Annotated in this window: 15 protein-coding genes, 2 tRNA genes and 1 pseudogene; 11 read left to right on the top strand and 7 right to left on the bottom strand. The window is 26.9% G+C overall.

Features of this window, described 5'->3' with window-relative positions:
- Positions 1 to 114: 114 nt before the first annotated feature.
- The gene (locus NG904_RS00185) at positions 115 to 3,084 is read right to left on the bottom strand and encodes a DEAD/DEAH box helicase (RefSeq protein ID WP_252228983.1); all 2,970 of its coding nucleotides are present in this window, start codon (positions 3,082 to 3,084) and stop codon (positions 115 to 117) included.
- A gap of 242 nt (positions 3,085 to 3,326) precedes the next feature.
- Here NG904_RS00185 and NG904_RS00180 point away from each other — a divergent pair.
- From NG904_RS00180 to NG904_RS00170, 3 genes are all read left to right on the top strand, one after another.
- A tRNA-Arg gene (locus NG904_RS00180) sits at positions 3,327 to 3,403 on the top strand.
- A 4-nt stretch (positions 3,404 to 3,407) separates the two neighbouring features.
- A tRNA-Lys gene (locus tag NG904_RS00175) sits at positions 3,408 to 3,483 on the top strand.
- A gap of 170 nt (positions 3,484 to 3,653) precedes the next feature.
- A complete protein-coding gene (locus NG904_RS00170) occupies positions 3,654 to 4,418 on the top strand; it encodes a protease inhibitor I42 family protein (RefSeq protein WP_252228981.1) in 765 nt (254 codons plus the stop codon).
- Positions 4,419 to 4,546: 128 nt separating this feature from the next.
- Here the strand turns inward: NG904_RS00170 and NG904_RS00165 are convergent, their stop codons facing one another.
- Positions 4,547 to 5,347, bottom strand: a complete 801-nt coding sequence (locus NG904_RS00165) for an SDR family NAD(P)-dependent oxidoreductase (RefSeq protein WP_252228979.1) — start codon at positions 5,345 to 5,347, stop codon at positions 4,547 to 4,549.
- Between the two features lie 201 nt (positions 5,348 to 5,548).
- Here NG904_RS00165 and NG904_RS00160 point away from each other — a divergent pair, with 201 nt between their 5' ends.
- From NG904_RS00160 to NG904_RS00135, 6 genes and pseudogenes are all read left to right on the top strand, one after another.
- A complete protein-coding gene (locus NG904_RS00160) occupies positions 5,549 to 6,649 on the top strand; it encodes a response regulator transcription factor (RefSeq protein ID WP_252226979.1) in 1,101 nt (366 codons plus the stop codon).
- Positions 6,650 to 6,765: 116 nt separating this feature from the next.
- On the top strand, positions 6,766 to 7,866 hold the full coding sequence (locus NG904_RS00155; protein ID WP_252228977.1) for a PQQ-dependent sugar dehydrogenase: 1,101 nt from the start codon (positions 6,766 to 6,768) through the stop codon (positions 7,864 to 7,866).
- Positions 7,867 to 7,919: 53 nt separating this feature from the next.
- Positions 7,920 to 8,081, top strand: a pseudogene (locus NG904_RS00150) (peptide-methionine (R)-S-oxide reductase); the annotation flags it as partial.
- A 301-nt stretch (positions 8,082 to 8,382) separates the two neighbouring features.
- A complete protein-coding gene (locus NG904_RS17415) occupies positions 8,383 to 9,348 on the top strand; it encodes a helix-turn-helix domain-containing protein (RefSeq protein WP_252228975.1) in 966 nt (321 codons plus the stop codon).
- 313 nt (positions 9,349 to 9,661) lie between these two features.
- Positions 9,662 to 11,476, top strand: coding sequence for an ABC transporter ATP-binding protein (locus tag NG904_RS00140; RefSeq protein WP_252228973.1), 1,815 nt, complete (start codon positions 9,662 to 9,664; stop codon positions 11,474 to 11,476).
- The gene (locus tag NG904_RS00135) at positions 11,469 to 13,217 is read left to right on the top strand and encodes an ABC transporter ATP-binding protein (RefSeq protein WP_252228971.1); all 1,749 of its coding nucleotides are present in this window, start codon (positions 11,469 to 11,471) and stop codon (positions 13,215 to 13,217) included. Before NG904_RS00140 ends, NG904_RS00135 begins: the two co-directional genes overlap by 8 nt.
- A 104-nt stretch (positions 13,218 to 13,321) precedes the next feature.
- Here the strand turns inward: NG904_RS00135 and NG904_RS00130 are convergent, their stop codons facing one another.
- Positions 13,322 to 14,200, bottom strand: a complete 879-nt coding sequence (locus NG904_RS00130) for a metallophosphoesterase family protein (RefSeq protein ID WP_252228969.1) — start codon at positions 14,198 to 14,200, stop codon at positions 13,322 to 13,324.
- 43 nt (positions 14,201 to 14,243) lie between these two features.
- Positions 14,244 to 14,786: a hypothetical protein gene (locus NG904_RS00125; RefSeq protein WP_252212113.1), complete on the bottom strand. Its 543-nt coding sequence runs from the start codon at positions 14,784 to 14,786 to the stop codon at positions 14,244 to 14,246.
- A gap of 175 nt (positions 14,787 to 14,961) precedes the next feature.
- On the opposite strand from NG904_RS00125, the gene mscL reads away from it, so the two are divergent.
- Complete coding sequence (gene mscL / locus NG904_RS00120) at positions 14,962 to 15,378, top strand: large conductance mechanosensitive channel protein MscL (protein WP_252228967.1); 417 nt, start codon at positions 14,962 to 14,964, stop codon at positions 15,376 to 15,378.
- A gap of 127 nt (positions 15,379 to 15,505) precedes the next feature.
- Here the strand turns inward: mscL and NG904_RS00115 are convergent, their stop codons facing one another.
- From NG904_RS00115 to NG904_RS00105, 3 genes are all read right to left on the bottom strand, one after another.
- Positions 15,506 to 16,234, bottom strand: a complete 729-nt coding sequence (locus tag NG904_RS00115; protein ID WP_252228965.1) for a 3'-5' exonuclease — start codon at positions 16,232 to 16,234, stop codon at positions 15,506 to 15,508.
- 247 nt (positions 16,235 to 16,481) lie between these two features.
- Positions 16,482 to 17,396: a hypothetical protein gene (locus NG904_RS00110; RefSeq protein WP_252228963.1), complete on the bottom strand. Its 915-nt coding sequence runs from the start codon at positions 17,394 to 17,396 to the stop codon at positions 16,482 to 16,484.
- A 128-nt stretch (positions 17,397 to 17,524) separates the two neighbouring features.
- Positions 17,525 to 18,349 carry a hypothetical protein gene (locus tag NG904_RS00105; RefSeq protein WP_252228961.1) on the bottom strand — a complete coding sequence of 275 codons (825 nt, stop codon included), beginning with the start codon at positions 18,347 to 18,349 and terminating at the stop codon, positions 17,525 to 17,527.
- A gap of 127 nt (positions 18,350 to 18,476) precedes the next feature.
- Between NG904_RS00105 and NG904_RS00100 the strand changes: the two genes are divergently transcribed.
- Positions 18,477 to 20,021, top strand: a complete 1,545-nt coding sequence (locus NG904_RS00100; RefSeq protein WP_252228959.1) for a hypothetical protein — start codon at positions 18,477 to 18,479, stop codon at positions 20,019 to 20,021.
- Positions 20,022 to 20,067: the final 46 nt, after the last annotated feature.

Below are 20,067 nucleotides of genomic sequence, written 5' to 3'. Positions count from 1 at the left end.
TTATTCATTGTTAATTGCTTATTTTAAAATATCTAAAAAATACATGTTTAATTATAATATTAAACTTGGGAATTTACATACGTTCCTATTTCTTACATCAAAAGAGTATATATATTAAGATGTAATGTATTCATAAATATCTTCTCTAACAGGAGTAATTAATTGATATTTTATTTCTACAGCTGTTTTTGTAGTGTTTTTCATTGTAAATTCATGTGGTATATCAATAGTTTTGATTTTTCCAAGAAAATAGAATTCTTTTGAAATTTTATCATCTTTATTTTTTCTAACGAATAAGCTCATTTCAACACCATCTTTTTCAGCATTATAAGCTTGGACGATATCTTCAGAAGAGATTGTTCTACCTGATTTTGATATAGCAATCAATTGAGATTCACATAGGAATCTATCTTCATAATTAATAGTATCTGTAACATCTTCTGATTTATCATAGTTAATAAATACTGGATAAGTTTTAGTTGTTTTATCATATTTGTATCCGCCAATATTAAGTGCTACTTCGCCTTTTTCCCATTCTAATAATCTACACACATCTTCATATGTATATTTTTGATATAATTGAAAACAAGTATTCATATATTTATTGCTATAATCTTTGTTATATCTATCTATACCAAATTTTATTAACTCAAGAACCATATTCTTAAAATATTTATTTTCAAGATGCTCTTTAAAGATTTTAGAGATAATATAATCAGAACCTTGCTTTTCCACAAATATACATTCAGCATATGTCTTTTTACCAGTTCCAGTTGGAAATTCATTTGTTAAAACATTGATTACATTAGTTTCAGTAGTGCATGTGAAATTAAAATTATAAGTTTCTTTTAATTTTAATTTTAATTTACTGACTAAATCAGTTTCATTATTTATTGCAGATTCAATTAAAAGAAGTTCATGAGGCCTTTTACCACAAGCTAATTTTTTTGAAATAAATTCTATAAATAATTCCTGAGAATTATTAAGTTCTATTTTATATTCCCTTTCGTATTTTTTTAGGAATTTATGATAAGAGCCGAGACTTTTGCTATTAAAAATTCTTAATGGGTCTATAGAATTATATGTATCAAAATCACTTAAAGTTGGGATTTTACCAATCTTTTGCTTAAGTTTATTGTAGCTTTCTTTAATTAGCTTAATATCATTAAAATTAGCTACATCTATTGATTCAAAGATTTTCTTTTTACATACTTCATCAAAATTAATAGTAGAGCAGCCAGGAATAAGTCTAGTGCCTTCCATAACATATTTTCTTAAGGTATCTTTATTAAATGTTCTATCTCCTGATAAGGCAATTGGAATTAAAAAGTTATTGTTGTAGTTTCCTACAAAGTCTATAATAACAACATATTCTTTAAATTTACTTTTTCTAAGGCCTCTACCTAATTGCTGTACAAAGACTATTGAAGATTGAGTAGGTCTTAACATTACCACTTGATTTACAGTAGGGATGTCCACACCTTCATTAAAAATATCTACCGTGAATATATAATCTAAACAATTATATAATTCATCTTGTTCTAATCTTTCAATAGCTTCTTCTCTTTCACTTTGAGAGTTTTCACCAGTTAAAGCAACAGTTCTGTATCCACGAGCATTAAATATATTTGAAAGTTCAATAGCTTCTTTTTTATTACTACAAAATATTAGTCCTTTGACTCTTTCACCACAATAACCATAGAAATTAATTTTATCTATGATATGCTTAACTCTTTCTTGTGCAACTAAATATCTAAAATCAGATTGTTCATTAAGAGGAGTTCCATCTATTGTAATATCAGAAACACCAAAATAATGGAATGGACAAAGCAAATCTTCTTCTAAGGCTTGCTTAAGACGTATTTCATAGGCAATATTGTGGTTAAACATTTTAAATATATCAAAATCATCACTTCTTTCAGGGGTAGCTGTCATTCCTAAAAGAAATTTAGGAGTAAAGTAGTCTATTATTTTTTGATAACTATTAGCACCAGCCTTGTGAACTTCATCGATTACAATATAATCAAATTCATCCTTACTAAAGTTATACAATACAGCATCTTTAGATAACGTTTGTACAGTGCAAAAGATAAAGTCTTTATCTAAATCTTTACTAGTGCCAGATAAAATCCCCATATTTCTAGTATCACCAAATACATTTTTAAAACTATTTAAGGCTTGTTTAGCTATTTGCTCTCTATGCACAATAAACAAGGCTTTGTTTGGATTGTAATTTCTAAGTTCAAAGGCAGATAAATAAGTTTTACCAGTACCAGTAGCAGAAATTAGTAGTCCTTTATTTTCACCATTTTCTCTAAGTTTATTTAAGCTTTGTATTGCAGCAACTTGCATCTTGTTTGGTTTTAGTTTATATTGTGCAAGACTTGGAACAGTACTTTTTCTAGTATATTCAATTTGTTTTTTATAGATATCTTCGTAAGTATCTATCCATTCTAAAGTTAATTCATCAGCTTCATTCCAAAGGTTATTGAATTCTGAAATGACACCTTCAGTTAGGGAACCTTCTTCTAATGAAGAAATTTTTAAATTCCATTCTTTATTTTTAGTTAATGCAGATTGAGTTAAGTTTGAGCTTCCAACAATCAATTTATAATGGTCACTATATTTGAAGATATATCCTTTAGTATGGAAGTTTTCTTTACTATATAGCTTAATTTCAATATTAGGAAACTCAAGAAGTTTTTTTAATGCTTTAGGTTCGCTAAAGTTAAGATAGTCAGTTGTTAAAATTTTACCTTTAACACCTTTTTTACTTAAGTTTTTTAAGATCTCTAGAAGTGGAGTTATACCACTACTTGTTATAAAAGCTACTGATATAAAGAATTCTTCACATTTATTTAATTCTGATATTAGTTCATTTAAAACTTTATTTCCTTTAGAATAATCATTAATTATTAATTTGGGAATTAAAGCTAAATTGGAATTTATCATACTATTGATTAAACCGGTTTTGCTAGCGTTAAGTATTTCATCTTCTATTATATTTGTATTATGAGAATCAATTGGTTTAAATTCAATATTATTTAGTGACTGATCTATTTCTTTATTTATTAAAGTGGACATATTTACCTCACATTGAAAAATTTAAAAGTATTTTTTATATTATTATAGCATAGGTGTATAAACTAAATGTCTAAATTTATACTATATTAGGATTTTAGTGGACAAATTGTAAAAACAGTGTTGACAATTTATATTATGTATCTTATAATAATCAAGCAGTCAAGTTGTAGAGACTTTATGTTTGAGGATGTTTTAAATAATAAAGTTTAAAATTTGGTTATAAGATACATATGTTAAATTATGCGTTTTTAGCTCAGCTGGATAGAGCAACGCCCTTCTAAGGCGTGGGCCAGGGGTTCGAATCCCTTAAAACGCACCATTTTGGTTCACTAGCTCAGTCGGTAGAGCACATGACTTTTAATCATGGTGTCCCGGGTTCGATTCCCGGGTGAGCCACCAAACTTAGTCTAAAGTAGAAATGTAGATTTTTACTTTAGATTTTTTTATTTTATAAGAAGATTATGAAATTAATACCTAAAAAAGTATGTTAAAATGTAATAAAATAGATTATTTATATTATTAATAGAAATAATCCTTAGCATAAAAACAATATAGAGAGGCGAGATATAATGAAAAAATCAAAGATTTTGTTAACAGGTATTTTAGGTGTGGTACTTAGTTTTTCATTTATTCCTAAAGAAGCTAATGCTGCTTGGATTAAGGATACAAATGGCTGGTGGTATTCGCAATTAAATTATGTGATAGGCTGGAAGCAAATAAATAATGCATGGTATTATTTTGATAATAATGGATACATGAAAACAGGATGGATTTATGATAATGGAACTTGGTATTATGCAGACTTAAATGGAGCAATACAAAGTGGTGTTATTGAGGTAAATGGAAAAACATATTACTTAGATAAAAGCGGAGCAATGGCCAAAGGAAATATTGTAATTAATAAAAGAACATATACTTTTGCAATGTCAGGGGAATCTATAGGGGATAAAATTCCACAAGCAACAAAGGCATTTTTATCAAATGGAGTTGAAACAGAACCTACTAAAATTAATAATGTTTATGTAGCTAGTGGAAAAGTAGTAGAGATAAATATTGAGGGTAATCCTACAACTGGTTATACTTGGAATTATGAATTTAATACAGATGGTATTATAAAGGAAGAATGGAAAGATTATAAACAAGATAATGTTGATTCAGAAATTCAAGGAGCGGGTGGAACGTACACTTGGAAGTTTTCAGCTGTAAAAGAAGGTACTACGAAAGTTACTTTTAAATATTATCGTCCTTGGGAAAATGAGATATTAGAAACAAAAACTTATATTTTTACAGTAGATAAAGATCTTAATATTACAGTAGAGGAATGCAATATATAATTGATGATAAAATAAAAAATATATAGATACAGTAATTTATAATGATGTTAAATTAGAGTCTATTTTTAAAATGAAGTAAAAAATGCCTAGAGAAAAATCTTTAGGCATTTTTGACTTTGTTTTAGTTACTATTGTTCTTCAGTAGAACATGTTTGCATCATAAGGATGTCCATTCCACTATTTAGAATATATCCTCCATCAACTCTAAGTATTACACCTGTAATAAATCCTGAATCAGGGCTACATAGGAATGAAACTGCTGAAGCAATATCCTTTGGCTCACCAATCTTTTTCAAAGGTGTTTCATTAATAAATTTTGTTTCTAAAGCATTTAATGCTTCTTCAGTCATAGAAGTCCTTATAATTCCAGGTTGTATTGCATTCACTGTTATTCCATATGGACCAAGCTCTTTAGCCAATGAATAAGTAAATCCAACGAGTGCTGTTTTAGCAGTAGAATAATTAATATTTCCTGCAAAACCAAATACACCTGCAATAGATGACATATTTACGATTCTTCCATAATTATTATTTTTCATAAATTTAGCACATGCTCTTGAACAATAAAAAGCTCCGTATAAATGAGTTTTTATAAGACTATCCCAATCACTATCTGACATATTAGTGCAAAATGTAGGAGGTGTTGAAAGTCCGGCATTGTTTATGAGAATGTCAATTTTACCATGTTTAGTATATATTTCTTTAAATACACTTTCTACATTTTCTTTATTAGAAACATCCATTTTATAAGTTTCTGCATATCCGTTTAAATCTTCAATTAGTTTTTTAGTTTCATTGATATTGGCATCTCTTCTTCCAGTAATCATAACTTTAATACCACGTTTAGCAAATTCTATACATATATCACGTCCTATACCTGAACCACCGCCAGTTATAACTGCAATTTGATTTTTTATATTTTCACACATTATTGCACGTCCTTCCTTAATTATCTAACTAAATTATTGCAAATTTTATAATTAATATCTATGGGTAAAAGGGATGAAAAGTATTATGCTAAATACGACTTTTTACCTATTTTCTATGGTATAAATATAATTTGGTATATAATAATAAGGAACTTTTAAATATACATGGCATTATAACCAAATGAAGGGAATGGTGGTTTTATGATTAAGTCTCAGCTTAATAAAAAAGACTATGAAAAAATATTTGAATTTGCAACTCAAGTTCAAAATATACAAATTAATTTTAGAAGTACAATATTAATGAATCTTTCAAATATTTTTGGATATAATTATCTAACATTTTTTTTAGCAGACAAAAATGGAAGTCTTATAAATCCAATAGCTACTAACATAAATCCAATATTAACTAAAAAATATATAAACTATTACTACAGTACAGATATCTTTTATCTAGTAAAAGAATCTAATGAAATATTTCAAAAAAATGTTATATCAATAACAGATATAATGCCATATAAGCAATTTGAGAATACTGAATATTATAGGGATTTTTTGTGTTTAGATAATTTGTATTATGAAATTGCAATTCCATTAAGGATAGGAGAGAGTTTGCTAGGGGGAATAGGAGCTTTTAGACCTAAGGAATTAGGAAATTTTACATCTAAGGATATTTTGATTTTAGAAAAACTTAGTGGTATTATTTCTAATGCTCTTAATAATTATATTAAACTAAATAAAATATCGTATGAACAAGAATTTTTAAAAGACATAACATCAAAGGCACCTATAGGACTAGCTGTTTTAAATAATAGATATTCTATAATATATTCCAATAATATTGCTGAAGATTTTTGTTTAGATATATTAAATGATAGAACATGCTTAAATCCAATTCAGTATGTAATAGATAAATTATTTATGGAGGGTGAATTTAAAAAAGATAACTCTTCATCTTTTATGTATAGTACTATTAAGAACTATAATTTTAAGGTGGTTTCATCTATAGTGCCAGATGCTTTTAATGGATTGGAATCACTTATGTATATTTATATAACTAAAGAAATATTAAATGAAGATAAAACTTTTGATAAAATTATTTCAGATTATAATTTAACTAATAGAGAAGTGGAAGTTATAAATCTTGTTTCAAAAGGTTTGAGCAACAAAGAAATTTCACAAAAATTATTTATAAGCTGTCATACTGTAAAAACACATATGGAAAATATATTTAAAAAGACACAAGTTGATAATAGAACAAGCCTCATATATAAAATTAATAACATTACATTTTTAAATAAGTAATATAGTAATTAAATAAATAATAAGGATAAAACACAATAGATTTTTTGAAAGGAATCCGTATTTTTTTCACAATGAAACTTGATAGGTGTATTTATTTAAATTTGGAGGATAGCAGTATGAAAAAAACAATTTATAATATTTTATCTAATACTATATTTCACGGAAGAAATACAACTAAAATAAAAACAAGAGAAATTACATCAAGGCAGTTTCCTTATAAAATTGAAGTTATTGCTGAAAATTTACATGTACCTTGGGCTATAGCAATAAGTGATGAAGGTACTCTATATTTTACAGAGCGGTCTGGTGCAATTAGAATTATTAAAGATGGTAAACTTTCTTCGCAGCCATTAATAACATTAGATTCACCATTTATAAGTCAAGGTGAAGGGGGGCTAATGGGAATTGCTTTAGATCCCAATTATTCACAAAATCATTATATGTATGTTATGTATTCATACAATGAAGGTAATCAAATATATAATCGTGTTGTTAGATTGTTAGAAAATAATAATAGAGCATTCATCAACAAGATTCTATTAGATAAAATCCCCGGTGGAAGAATTCATAATGGAGGAAGGATAAAGATAGGTCTGGATCAAAAATTATATATTACGACAGGAGATGCAGGAAATTCTGCATTGGCACAAGATTATAAAAGTACAGCTGGAAAAATATTAAGAATAGAATTAGATGGCACTATTCCTAAAGATAATCCAATTCTTAATTCTTCTGTCTATAGTTTAGAACATCGAAATCCACAAGGTTTAGCATGGAATTCAGAGAATGTTTTATATGAATCAGAACATGGACAATTAGCACATGATGAGATCAATATAATAGAAAAAGGTGCAAATTATGGGTGGCCTCTCGTTCAAGGAAATGAAGAGTCTAAGGAAGTTGTGACACAAAAACCATTAATACAAAGTGGAGAAAACACATGGGCACCTTCTGGAATTGCATTTGTAAATCAAGGACCATGGCAAGGAAAATTACTTGTTGCTAATTTACGTGGACAACAACTATTGGCAATCTCACTTAATGGCAAAGGAACGGTAGTAAAGAATGTAGAATCTTGGTTAAGTAATGAGTATGGACGTTTACGTGAAGTTGTTCAGAGAAAAGATGGATCAATTTATTTAACAACAAGCAATAGAGATGGAAGAGGAAATCCTGATATAACTGATGATAGAATTATTAGACTTGTTTTAAAATAAAAGAACATAAATTTATATTTCTTTCCTTTTGTGTTTTAAGAAAATTAATATAGGTAAGAAGTAAAAATAACGATTCACATATTGGTCATGTATTTAATGATGAACCAAAAGAACTTGGAGGACTTAGATATTATATAAATTCTGCTTCTTTAAAATTTATTCCAAAGAATAAAGTGGAAGAAGAAGGTTATAGAGAATGGTTAAATAAAGTATAGGTTCTAATGAAATGAAAAATGCCCAGAAAGATTTTTGGGCATTTTTTATATTCTTTATAGATAATATTGAAGTATTAAATGAGTTAAATAAATCAATAAAACATCAAAATCAATAAGAATAAGATAGTAATTATTAATCTAAATCTATTATATTGACAGATTATTACAATAGATATATACTGAAATTATCAATAAATAATGAAATTTATTATCAATAAAATAAAAACTTTATTATGCTAAAAATCCAATTTACCAATAAAGCTAGACGGATATGTAATAATAGGAATTTAGATAGAAGTAGGTGATAATTATACAAGCTATTATAGAAAAGTATAATTTTTTTGATTCTGATATGAAGATATATAGAAAAACAGACTTAAAAACTATATGTAATATTAAATGTAGAGATGGATTTGGAGTTATGACATGTTATCATGTTTTTCCAGGAATAGATTTAATTTTTAATGATTTTCATTCCTATCACTGTGAAGAAGCTCATAACTTAAAGAGTGAACTAATAGAAATTAATTATTGTCATAAAGGGAGATATGAAAGTATATTTGATGGCAATAAATATGAATATTTAAAGGAAGGAGATTTAGCATATAATATTGTTGGATCTAACTATGAATCAGGTGGATTTCCAATGGGGCATTATGAAGGTTGCTCAATATTAATAGACTATTCTATAGCAAAAAAATTTTTTTTATGCAATTATAATGATTTAAACATTGATTTAGGAAAAATGAAAAGATTAATGTTTAATAATAATTGGTATTTTATTGAAAAATCGAAACCTGAAATTGTAAATATTTTTAAAGATTTATACAATACACCATCAATTAATAAATTATATTTTTATAAATTAAAAGTTTTAGAAGTATTTTTGTTTTTAAGTAAATATAGAGATGTAAAAGATCAAGAAAAATCTTATTATTATACAAAAGAACAAGTTAATTTAATTAAGGATGTTAGAAATTCAATTTTTGAATATTATAATAGAAAAATAACAGTAAAGGAATTGTCAAAGATTTATAATGTAAGCACAACTTTTTTGCAAAATGGATTTAAAGATATTTTAGGTAAAACAGTAGCAGAATATATTAGGGAATTTAGAATATATAAAGCTGCAAAAATGATAAAAGAGACAAATCAAAGTATTATGGAAATTGCATTATGTGTTGGCTATGATAACCCAAGTAAGTTTGCATCTGCATTTAAAAAAGTCATGGGAAGTACACCGCTTAAGTATAGAAACAATTTTTAATTCAAATGGATTATTTTAATTTTTTTGGAGTAGAGAAAGAATAGATGGATTAGTAAAATATGAATTAGTCACATTAAAGAAAATAACAACTCAAATATACCAGCATACTGACTTGTTATTTATTTTAATGTGCCTTAGCTAGAGGAATCTCTGGTTAATTCATATTTTATTTTTTATCTAGATTTTAAAAAATTATTGATATTTTAAAGTATAAATACTACTTTAAAATTTAAGTCTTAATATTAAATTTAAATTATAGAACAATATCAGTATTTGTTTAAAATTTAGAAAATTATTAAAAGGAGAGGTGAATATGAAAGAAAAAGATGATGAAAAAATTAGTATACTTTCATTTGCAGGTAATTATAAATATTTAACAATATTAGGATGTATCCTGTCAGGAATTAGTGCAATATTAGCACTTGTGCCATATTTATATATATGGAAGGTAGTATATGAGATATTTATGGCATTGCCTAATATTAATAATGCGTCAAATATTGCATATTACGGTTGGATGGCAGTAGCTTTTTCAGTTGGAGCAATTTTAATATATTTTATAGCTCTTATGTGTACTCATTTATCAGCTTTTCGTGTGGCAAGAAATATGAGAAGTCAGGCACTTCATCATATAGTAAAATTACCACTTGGATATTTTACAGAGAATGGAAGCGGTAAGCTTCGTAGAATAATTGATGAAAGTTCAGGGCAAACAGAAACATTTTTAGCACATCAATTACCAGATTTAGTAGGTTCAATTGTAACTCCAATTGCTATGTTAGTACTTTTATTAGCGTTTGATTGGAGATTAGGTATAATTAGCTTAATTCCTATTATTATATCATTTGTATTTTTAAGTAGAATGATGGGAGATAAAAGGAAATCAGCTGTAGAAGAATATCAGAATGCATTAGAGGATATGAACAATGAAGCTGTAGAATATATAAGAGGAATTCCTGTAGTTAAGACATTTGGACAAAGTATATTTTCATTTAAGAATTTTCATGATGCAATTATGAGATATACAAAATGGACAGTAAATTATACTGTATCACTTAGAATTCCTATGTGTAATTTTACTGTGGCTATTAATGGTATTTTTGTACTTTTAATTCCAGCTGGTATCTTATTAATTGCAAGTGCAGTAGATTATAAAGCATTTTTATTAAATTTTATATTTTATATTATATTTACTCCAATTATTACAATTATGGTCAATCGTATAATGTTCATGGGAGAAGGAACTATCATGGCTAAAGATTCAGTAAAACGTGTTTGGAATATATTAAATGAAGAAACATTAACTGAAACAAAAAATCCAAGAAAACCAAAGAATTCAACTATTGAATTTAATAATGTTTCTTTTACTTACAAAGATGCAACTAAACCAGCAATTAAGAATTTATCATTTAAGATAAAGGAAGGATCAACAGTAGCATTTGTTGGACCATCAGGAGGCGGTAAAACAACAGTTGCAAGTCTGATTCCAAGATTTTGGGATGTGGATACAGGAAGCATAACAATTGGTGGTGCAGATGTAAGAAATATTAAGACAAAGGATTTAATGAATATGGTATCTTTTGTGTTTCAAGAAACAAATTTATTTAAAGAAAGCCTTTTTGAAAATATTAGATTATCAAGACCTAATGCTACAAGAGAAGAAGTATTAAAGGCTGCAAAAGCGGCACAATGTGAAGAAATATTTGAAAAATTTCCAGATGGAATGGATACAATTGTTGGAACTAAAGGAGTATATTTATCAGGAGGAGAAGCTCAACGTATTGCTTTAGCAAGAGCAATTTTAAAAGATGCTCCAATTGTACTTCTTGATGAAGCAACAGCCTTTGCAGATCCAGAGAATGAATATCAAATACAACTTGCTTTTGAAAATTTAACAAAGGGTAAAACTGTACTTATGATTGCACATAGGTTATCAACAATACAAAATTCAGATTGTATTATGGTATTAAAAGATGGAGAAGCTATAGAGAAAGGTACTCATAGTGAGTTGATTAAAAATGGTGAAACTTATGCTTCAATGTGGAAAGATTATCAAAGTTCTATTACTTGGAGAGTAGAAAACTCTTATGTTGAAAATAAGAGAGAGGAGGGAGCTTTGAATGGTTAATTATTTGAGATATAAATTTGCATTAAGTGAACAAGGGGCAAAGGATTTAATTAAAGCAAGTATTGCTTGTACTTTAACAAATATAAGTTTAATGTTTCCAATTGGAATTATATATATTCTTTTAAAGGAAATGATAGATCCTATATTAAATGGAGGAAATCCATCGTTTAATTTAGGAAAATATATAGTTCTTTCAATAGTAGTATTAATTCTTATATTTGTATTCCAATATTTTCAATATAATAAAACATTTTTTGCTTCATATACAGAAAGTGCTAATAAGAGAATATCTTTGGCGGAACAATTAAGAAAATTACCTTTATCTTTTTTTGGTAAAAAAGATTTATCAGATTTAACAACAACTATAATGGGAGATTGTGCAGGTCTTGAAACAGCTTTTTCTCACTATATTCCTGAATTAATAGGTGCTGTATTATCTGTCATTATTGCGTCGATTGGTTTGTTTGTTATGGACTGGAAATTATCAATAGCACTTTTATGGGTTATACCAGTAGCATTTATAATTGTAGTTATTGGTAAGGCACAACAAGATAAAGTAAATAATATAAATAAACAAATAAAGCTTGATTATAATGATAATATTCAAGAATGTATTGAAACAATTCGTGAACTTAAAGCTAATAATAAAAGTAATAGTTATCTAAAAGAATTAGATAAAAAACTAAAAAAATCTGAGAGTATTCAAATTAAAGCAGAACTTAATACAGCAATGTTTGTTGTTTCAGCACAGATGCTTTTGAAGATTGGAATTGCAACAGTTGTATTAGTTGGAGGGATGAGTTTATTAAAAGGAGAGACAGATTTACTTACTTTTATTATGTTTTTAATTGCTGCTTCTAGAATATTTGATCCTCTTTCTTCATCACTTATTAATCTGGCAGCTATATTTAGTACATTACTTCAAATAAAGCGTATGCAAGAAATTGAGGGTCAAAAGATTCAAACAGGAATAGATAATGCCACATACAATGGATATGATATGTGCTTTGAGAATGTTGGATTTTCCTACAATGATAATGAACAAGTCTTAAATAATGTATCATTTATAGCAAAGCAAGGAGAAATTACTGCATTAGTAGGTCCAAGTGGTGGAGGTAAAAGTACTGCAGCTAAGTTAGCAGCAAGATTTTGGGATATTGATAAAGGCACAATTACTTTAGGGGGTACTGATATTTCACAGGTTGATCCTGAACATTTGCTTAAAAATTATTCTATAGTATTTCAAGATGTAGTTTTATTTAATAATACTGTTATGGAAAATATTCGTATAGGTAAAAGAAATGCTACAGATGAAGAGGTTATTAAAGCAGCTAAGGCTGCAAGATGTGAGGAATTCATATCTAAAATGCCACAAGGATATAAGACTATTATTGGTGAAAATGGTTGTACATTATCTGGAGGAGAAAGGCAAAGGTTGTCTATTGCAAGAGCATTATTAAAGGATGCTCCAGTTGTACTCCTTGATGAGGCAACAGCGTCACTTGATGTAGAAAATGAGACAAAAATCCAAGAAGCAATTAGTGAACTTGTTAAGAATAAAACAGTTCTTGTAATTGCTCATAGAATGAGGACAGTAGCAGGAGCTGATAAAATCGTTGTCTTAAGTGATGGATATGTAGCAGAAATGGGATCACCAAAAGAATTATTAAATAATGATGGAATTTATACTAACATGGTAAGACTACAAAAGAAAAGTAGTGAATGGAAGTTAATTAAGTAATTCTAATGCCAGTTCGCCCTTATACTAGAATATTAACACTTTTTTAAAATACAGTGATAAATTAAAAAGCCAATGCTTAATAATACTAAGCATTGGCTTAAAAATTAAAAAAAAGTCTTGTCTATTTTAAATTCATCAAGTTTTTTACCTTTTGAGCTTATTGCACATACTTTTATATAATCTGAATCTATATCTACGACTAAAAAATGATATATAGCAATAGGGGGTACTATAACTCCTTGTTTACTTTTATATTTATCACGAAGTTTTTCACCACCACCACCTGCAATTACTTGAATGATCTCTCTTTCGTAAGCAAATTTTCCGTTATTAAATGAATTATTAATTATTCTTCTAGAATAATTATGTTCATGTCCGGAGAAAACTATATCTATATCATATTTATCAATTATTTTCCAAAAATAATCTCTATATTCAGGATATAAATCAAGACAGTGACCAAGATGAGCTCCTGTAGGAAATGCTGGTGAATGTACAAAAACAAGCTTATTTTTCTTATATTCAGAGACTTTTTTTTCAAACCAGTTAAGTTGAACTTTATCAATTTTATGGGTTGATCCATAGTGAAAAGCATTAAGTACTATAATTCTAGTATCATCAAAATCTATATAATAAACTGTCTTATTATATTCATCAAGAAATTCACTAGGTTTTAAATCACTATAAATAGTACTAAAGATTTTTTCAAATCTATCATCTATAGGCTCTATATTAACTTCATGGTTACCTACTACAGGTATCAATGGTTTATCTGGATGATATTTTTCTATTAAGTTTCTTAATCTATTTAATTGAAAGGTTAGTACTTCCTCTTTACAACTTCCAGCTACAGTATCTCCACACATTACAATAAATTCAGGCTCAGGATCTAATTTGCATGTCTCGTTCATTATTTCTTTTAATACTTTTTCATTTATACCATTTTTTTTGCCTTTTGAGTCACTAAAAATTATAAATCTCATTTTTTCTCCTCTTATAATAGTAATTGATTAATTTAATGATAATTTACTTAGAGTAATTTAACCATTTTGTATAAATATTAGGTCTATTAGTTTTTACAAAATCTAAAAATTGTTTTTTATAACCAAGTTTTTGTAAGCTTCTAATAATTAAATATGGGTATATAGTTTTCTTTTTCATAGCTCTAGCAGTATCAATGAGTCTTATTTCATTTGATGATGTCAGAAAAATATGAAATAGTGCTGCATCCAATCGGGAATATCCTACCAAGTTCATAGCTTCATAAATTTCAATAATCTTATTTGAAATATTTCCAGTAAGGCAATGTGTTGATAAGTATTTATCTAACTCAATACCATCTATATATTCACGTATAATATAATCTTCACCAAATGAATAAAGTCTTGGAAAATGAGAATCTATTTGAGCCATAGCCAAAGTTTCTATTTCATCATGGCAAACTTGTTTTCTTTTAAAAACTTTTATACATTTATGTGAGTCAATTTTGTATACTTTACCTTGAGTTCCAGCGCCTAAAAATTTCAAGTGTTTTATATTGAATCCAGCATATAGTTTAATAATAATCACCTAATCATATAGTAATATAAGATTAATATATGATTAAGAAGAATTTTTTGATTAATATATTTATTTTTTATTTTTCACATCAGGAAAATTATTATTTCCTTTTTAGACACGTTATGTGATAAAATATCAAGATATATAGCCATTAGAAAAACGAAGGAGGAAAAAAGAAAACTTTATGAAGAAATTTTTGAGTGAATTTAAACAATTTGCACTAAAAGGAAGTGTAATTGACTTAGCAGTTGGTGTATTAATAGGTGGTGCATTTCAAGGAATAGTAAAATCATTAACAAATGATATAATATCACCAATAATAGGGATGTTTGCCAACAAGGATTTTAGTGATTTAACATTGGAAATTTTTAGTGTAAGTATTAAATATGGCTCTTTTATAACTGCAGTCATAAATTTTTTAATTATGGCATTTTTAATATTTTTACTTGTTAAAGGTGTAAACAAATTAAGTGATTTAGGAATAAAAAATAAAGTTGAAGAAGTAAAAGAACCTACAAATAAAGAATGTCCTTTTTGTTGTAGTGAAATTGACATAAAAGCCACTCGTTGTCCTAAATGTACATCTCAGTTAGAAGAATAAAATTTAAATTATTAATAGGATTTTATTAAAGGTACATGTATTTAATATGTGTACCTTTAATAAATTATGAATTTAAAAATGTTATATTGATAGTAGAAAGTTAAATTTTACCATGATAATATATTTATTATTTCAAGAATTGATTAGTTCTGCCCATATTGTAGGCAAGCTTTATTATTGACTTTTCTTCTTCAGACATTTTTTTATTATACATTTTTTCAAATTGAGCAAATAATCCCTTAGTATTAATGTCTTGCTTAGGTTTTGAAATTCTTTTTGTACTAATATTATTATAGGTACTAGCTTCTATTTCAGGAGTATAAAGTTTTTTTAATATTTCAGCAGTATAATAAGCATCATTAAACGCATCGTGAAAATCTTCTTTAATAGGAATGTTAAAAAATTCAACAGCAGATCTTAATCCTACTCTGGTTCCCTTGGGAGTTTTTATATATTTTGAAGCAATTTTTTGAACATCGATATATTTTTTTAAGTTATTCATTGAGCTTAACTTATGAAATTTTATATTTTTCATAAGTTCTTTAATGTCAGAAGTTCCCCAAATACATAATGTAAATTCTTCATAACCAATAAAATTCACGAAATCATTATATACATCAGGAAAATAATTATGTAAATTTACCATTGCAGTTGTTATTTTAGTTAAGTTTTCTATATAAGGATGAATTTCTGTATGAACAGTAGGTTTAACTAATCTATTAAAGGTTGAAGTTATTTCTAAGTCATTATTAAGTTTTAGTGCTCCAATTTGGATTATTTCAAAAGTAAGTTTGGAAGCATTGGCGTCCTTTGACTGTTGTTGATTAAATTCTAAATCATATACTATATAGTTCATTATATTTACCGTCCTTTTATATCTCGTATATATTAATATTAGTATAACCACTATAAAAATAAAATCTATAAATACAAATTTATTAAATAAACTACAGGAGTGAAAGAATAAAAAAATGCTATATAAGGAGTAATATTTAATAATACTTCTTATATAGCACTAAATTGAGATTTTAGATTCTATTATAGTTTTAAGCTAATAACAAAATAATATATTTAATAATCTGAGGTTCTTTGTTTTAATACAATTATACAATTACTTTTTGAGCACTACTAAGAATAGGAGCTGCTGGAGTTAAATTAGTTGTTATAACGAAATCTGGTGAAGTACATACTGTTGAAGCAGTTCCACCTGATGGTGTATAAACAAGTTTTGCAGTTGCATCACTATTAACAAAATCATCAGTTACATCAGCGATGTTAGTACCTGTCTTTGCTGGTACTTCAATATAAACTGTGTTATTCTTCATGTTTTGGCTTTGAGTAAATTTAATAGTTATAACATTACCAACAATTGTAGCTACAGTTGGAGTAACTGGAGTTTGTGCTGCATCTCCAATATATACCTTTATATTTGCTTCAGGTCCAGGAACAAGGTGACTTTCAGCAGTTACAACTATTTCATATTCCAATTCAGTAGTTTCCATACTACCTATGCCAAGAATATTAGCCATAAGGTATAAATCTTTGTTAGGAGCTTTTTCTACAGTATAGGCACTTCCAAATCCAAATAGATTACATTTTTCAAAGGTATTAAGTGCTGCTTCAGCAGTAGTAGATGATAATTCAGTATCACTTACATCAAATGCTTTTATAGTTGCAATATTCTTTAAAGTAGGGTCTATTGCTATAGCAGCTAAGAAAGTATCAGCATTTGTTACAGTAACTTGTATTGAAGCTTTTACTTTTTTTATTTCAGTAAGATTTCCTACTATTGTGTTGTCAAGAGCTAATGCTATGCTAGTTGCTGTAGAAGTATCAGTGACTCCAGCAGTAGTTGCTATAGTACTATCATTTATATAAATTTTAGCTGGTTTTGTAGTTGTATTATAAGATAAACCTGCAGCTAATGGATCAGTAATAGTTATTTCGTCAAATGTTGTATTTACTGGGATATTAAATATAACATCAAATTGTAATATTGAACCGGTTGAAATACGCATTTTTTATCCTCCCTATATATTAAGTTAGTTTAATTAATAATTAATTTTGTTTGAATAATTATTAATATATAATATGATTATTTATTAAATATTGATACACAATACATATAAAACAAAATTTTACTTTTTCACATAATAGTCATTGAACTTGAATGTATATTTTTAAAGTTTTGAGAATTAAAAGAAATAATTAATTTTGATGGGATATTATTATCACATTTTGGAATATTGCTTATATTAAAAAGTACATCATTATCTATTTTCTTTGCATACACTTTAAAAGGTTTATTATTTAATTTAGCAGTAACACAGGATATATCAGAAATAAAACCTATAGGTGTTGAATATTTATAAATCATATTATTTACAGGTGCACAACCAGTATTTTCTATTTCTATCTTTCCACAATTAGAATCAGTATTTATTTGTAAAATAGCTTGGTCAACAGTAATTATCAAAGGCATATTATCTTCCTCAATAAAAGGCTCATTTGATGATAGGGGAGATAAAAGATTTATATAATTACTGATAGATGAATTAATTAAGTTTTTGAAGATAGCTTTAATGTAAAATACAACATCTAACTTTTCATTTGGTTCTAATTTACATAAACATACACAGTTGTCATTAAAATTGTCACAGGAATACACTTCTTTTGTATTAGAATTGACTAAAGAACCTGGTATGAATTTAAAATTGCTGTCATTTGAAAATTTCAATTTTAAAGGATAAATAGTACTATTACTTTCATTTTTAAAAATTAAATTTACGGATATTATATCATTAGTTTTGATTTTAGAATTAGAGGACAAATTATAATTATTATTATTGCTAAAATATAATTGTTTAGGACAATTTTCATAAAATGGAATATTAAATTCTACAGGTAGATACTCATCAGTTGAAGTAGAAGTGGAAGGATTAATTTTGATTTGTTTTTTTAATTTAAGCATATTTTTCTCCTTAAATTTTTAATACTTACAGTATATTCATATACAACTAATTAGGGATTTTATGAATACAAGTAAGTTATTATTTCATAATATGAAGTAATAAGTGATTAATAGAAAGGAATTTTATATGTATAAAGATGAAGAAAATAATATTAAAGATAAAGATATAATTAATTTAATTAATTATAAGAATAAGATAATAATAATAACTTCAGATATAAATGAAATTACTTTTACAAGTGAAGGAAATGAATGCAATGCAGGAATACTTGTTAAGAATAGAAATAGTGATTTAATAATTAAAATAAATAATGTGTATTTAAATTCTGTTAATCAAATTGCGATTGATTTCAGAGGAGGAAAAAATTGTGATTATAAAAATAAATTAGTATATTCAGGAATTAATACTATAATGAGTGAAGATAATATTGGTATTTGTATAAGTAATAATCAAACTGTTGAAATAACAGGTCGTGAAAAGTGTATATTAAATATAAATGGTGGATCAGAGATGCCAGCAATAGGGAATAACGAATGGACAGCAGGAGGGGGACATCTTATTTTTTCAGGATATGGCAATATTGAAATAATAGGTGGAGCTGGGTGTAAATGTTATGAGAATTTAGAACATAAAGGAAAGTGTGGTTCTTATGCTATAGGATTCTGTGAGACAAATATTAACGACACTTCAACAATAAAGATATTAGAAAATGTAAATTTAAAGGCAATAGGTGGAAATGGTCAAAGTATTTCTAGTATAGCTTTAAATAAATGTAGTGGTTGTGGTGGTGCTGCAATAAGTATAGGAGATAATAGCAGCTTTGAAAAAATAGGTTTAGGTGTTTTAGAACTTATAGGAGGGGACAGCGGAGAAAGTATAGGAGAATATGCTTGTGGCAATTGTGCAAATGGTGGAGATGCTATTAAAATTAAGAGCGGATTAATTAATATTAATAGTCCAGCTATTTTAAAAGGCGGAAAAGGTGGAAGTATTAGCTCCAAGTGTAAAAATGTTATTTCTAAGGGTGGAAAAGGTGGAGATTGTATTTCAATTTCAGAAAGTGAGTTAGATGAAAAGTTAAAAAAAGTTAAAATAAAAATTGATAATTGTGTACAAGCTAAAGGCGGAGATGGTGGAAATTCTGGAGTTTATTTTAATAATGAAAATATATTAGGAAATGACGGTGGAGATGGTGGTAATTTTATAAATTCTAATGATTTTAAAGTGGAAGTTGCTATAGGTGATATTTACTTTAAGGGTGGAAAAGGTGGAAAAGGTGGAGAAGGTCAGATGAGAGGTCATAATGGAATAATAGGTAATAAATTTAAAGGTGATAATATTTATTATACTGAATTTATAAAAGAAGAAAACCCTAAATTAGGTAAATATAATGAAGAGATAGATGATTTAGTTGATGAAGGTAGTAAACATTCAGATGAATCTGTAAAAGAGGAACAACAAAAATTATGTAAGGTATTAGAGCTGGTAATAGATAAACAATTTGAAGAGAATTATTTAGAAAATCATGAAGATTCAGGTGAAGAAGAAAATAAGCTTGTTAAATTAGAAAATGAAATTTTAAATGTAGAATATATGGAAGTATCAAATAAATCCAATAATATTATGATGAGAATATTTCAGCATATAGTAAATTTAATTAAGAAAAATTAAATTATATGAAGAATGGAAGATTAATAAAGAATTTTACTTGAAAGAA

Source organism: Clostridium sp. ZBS15, assembly GCF_023845705.1.
In the GTDB taxonomy this organism is placed as follows: domain Bacteria; phylum Bacillota; class Clostridia; order Clostridiales; family Clostridiaceae; genus Clostridium; species Clostridium aquiflavi.
This window is presented reverse-complemented; position numbering and strand designations above follow the sequence as displayed.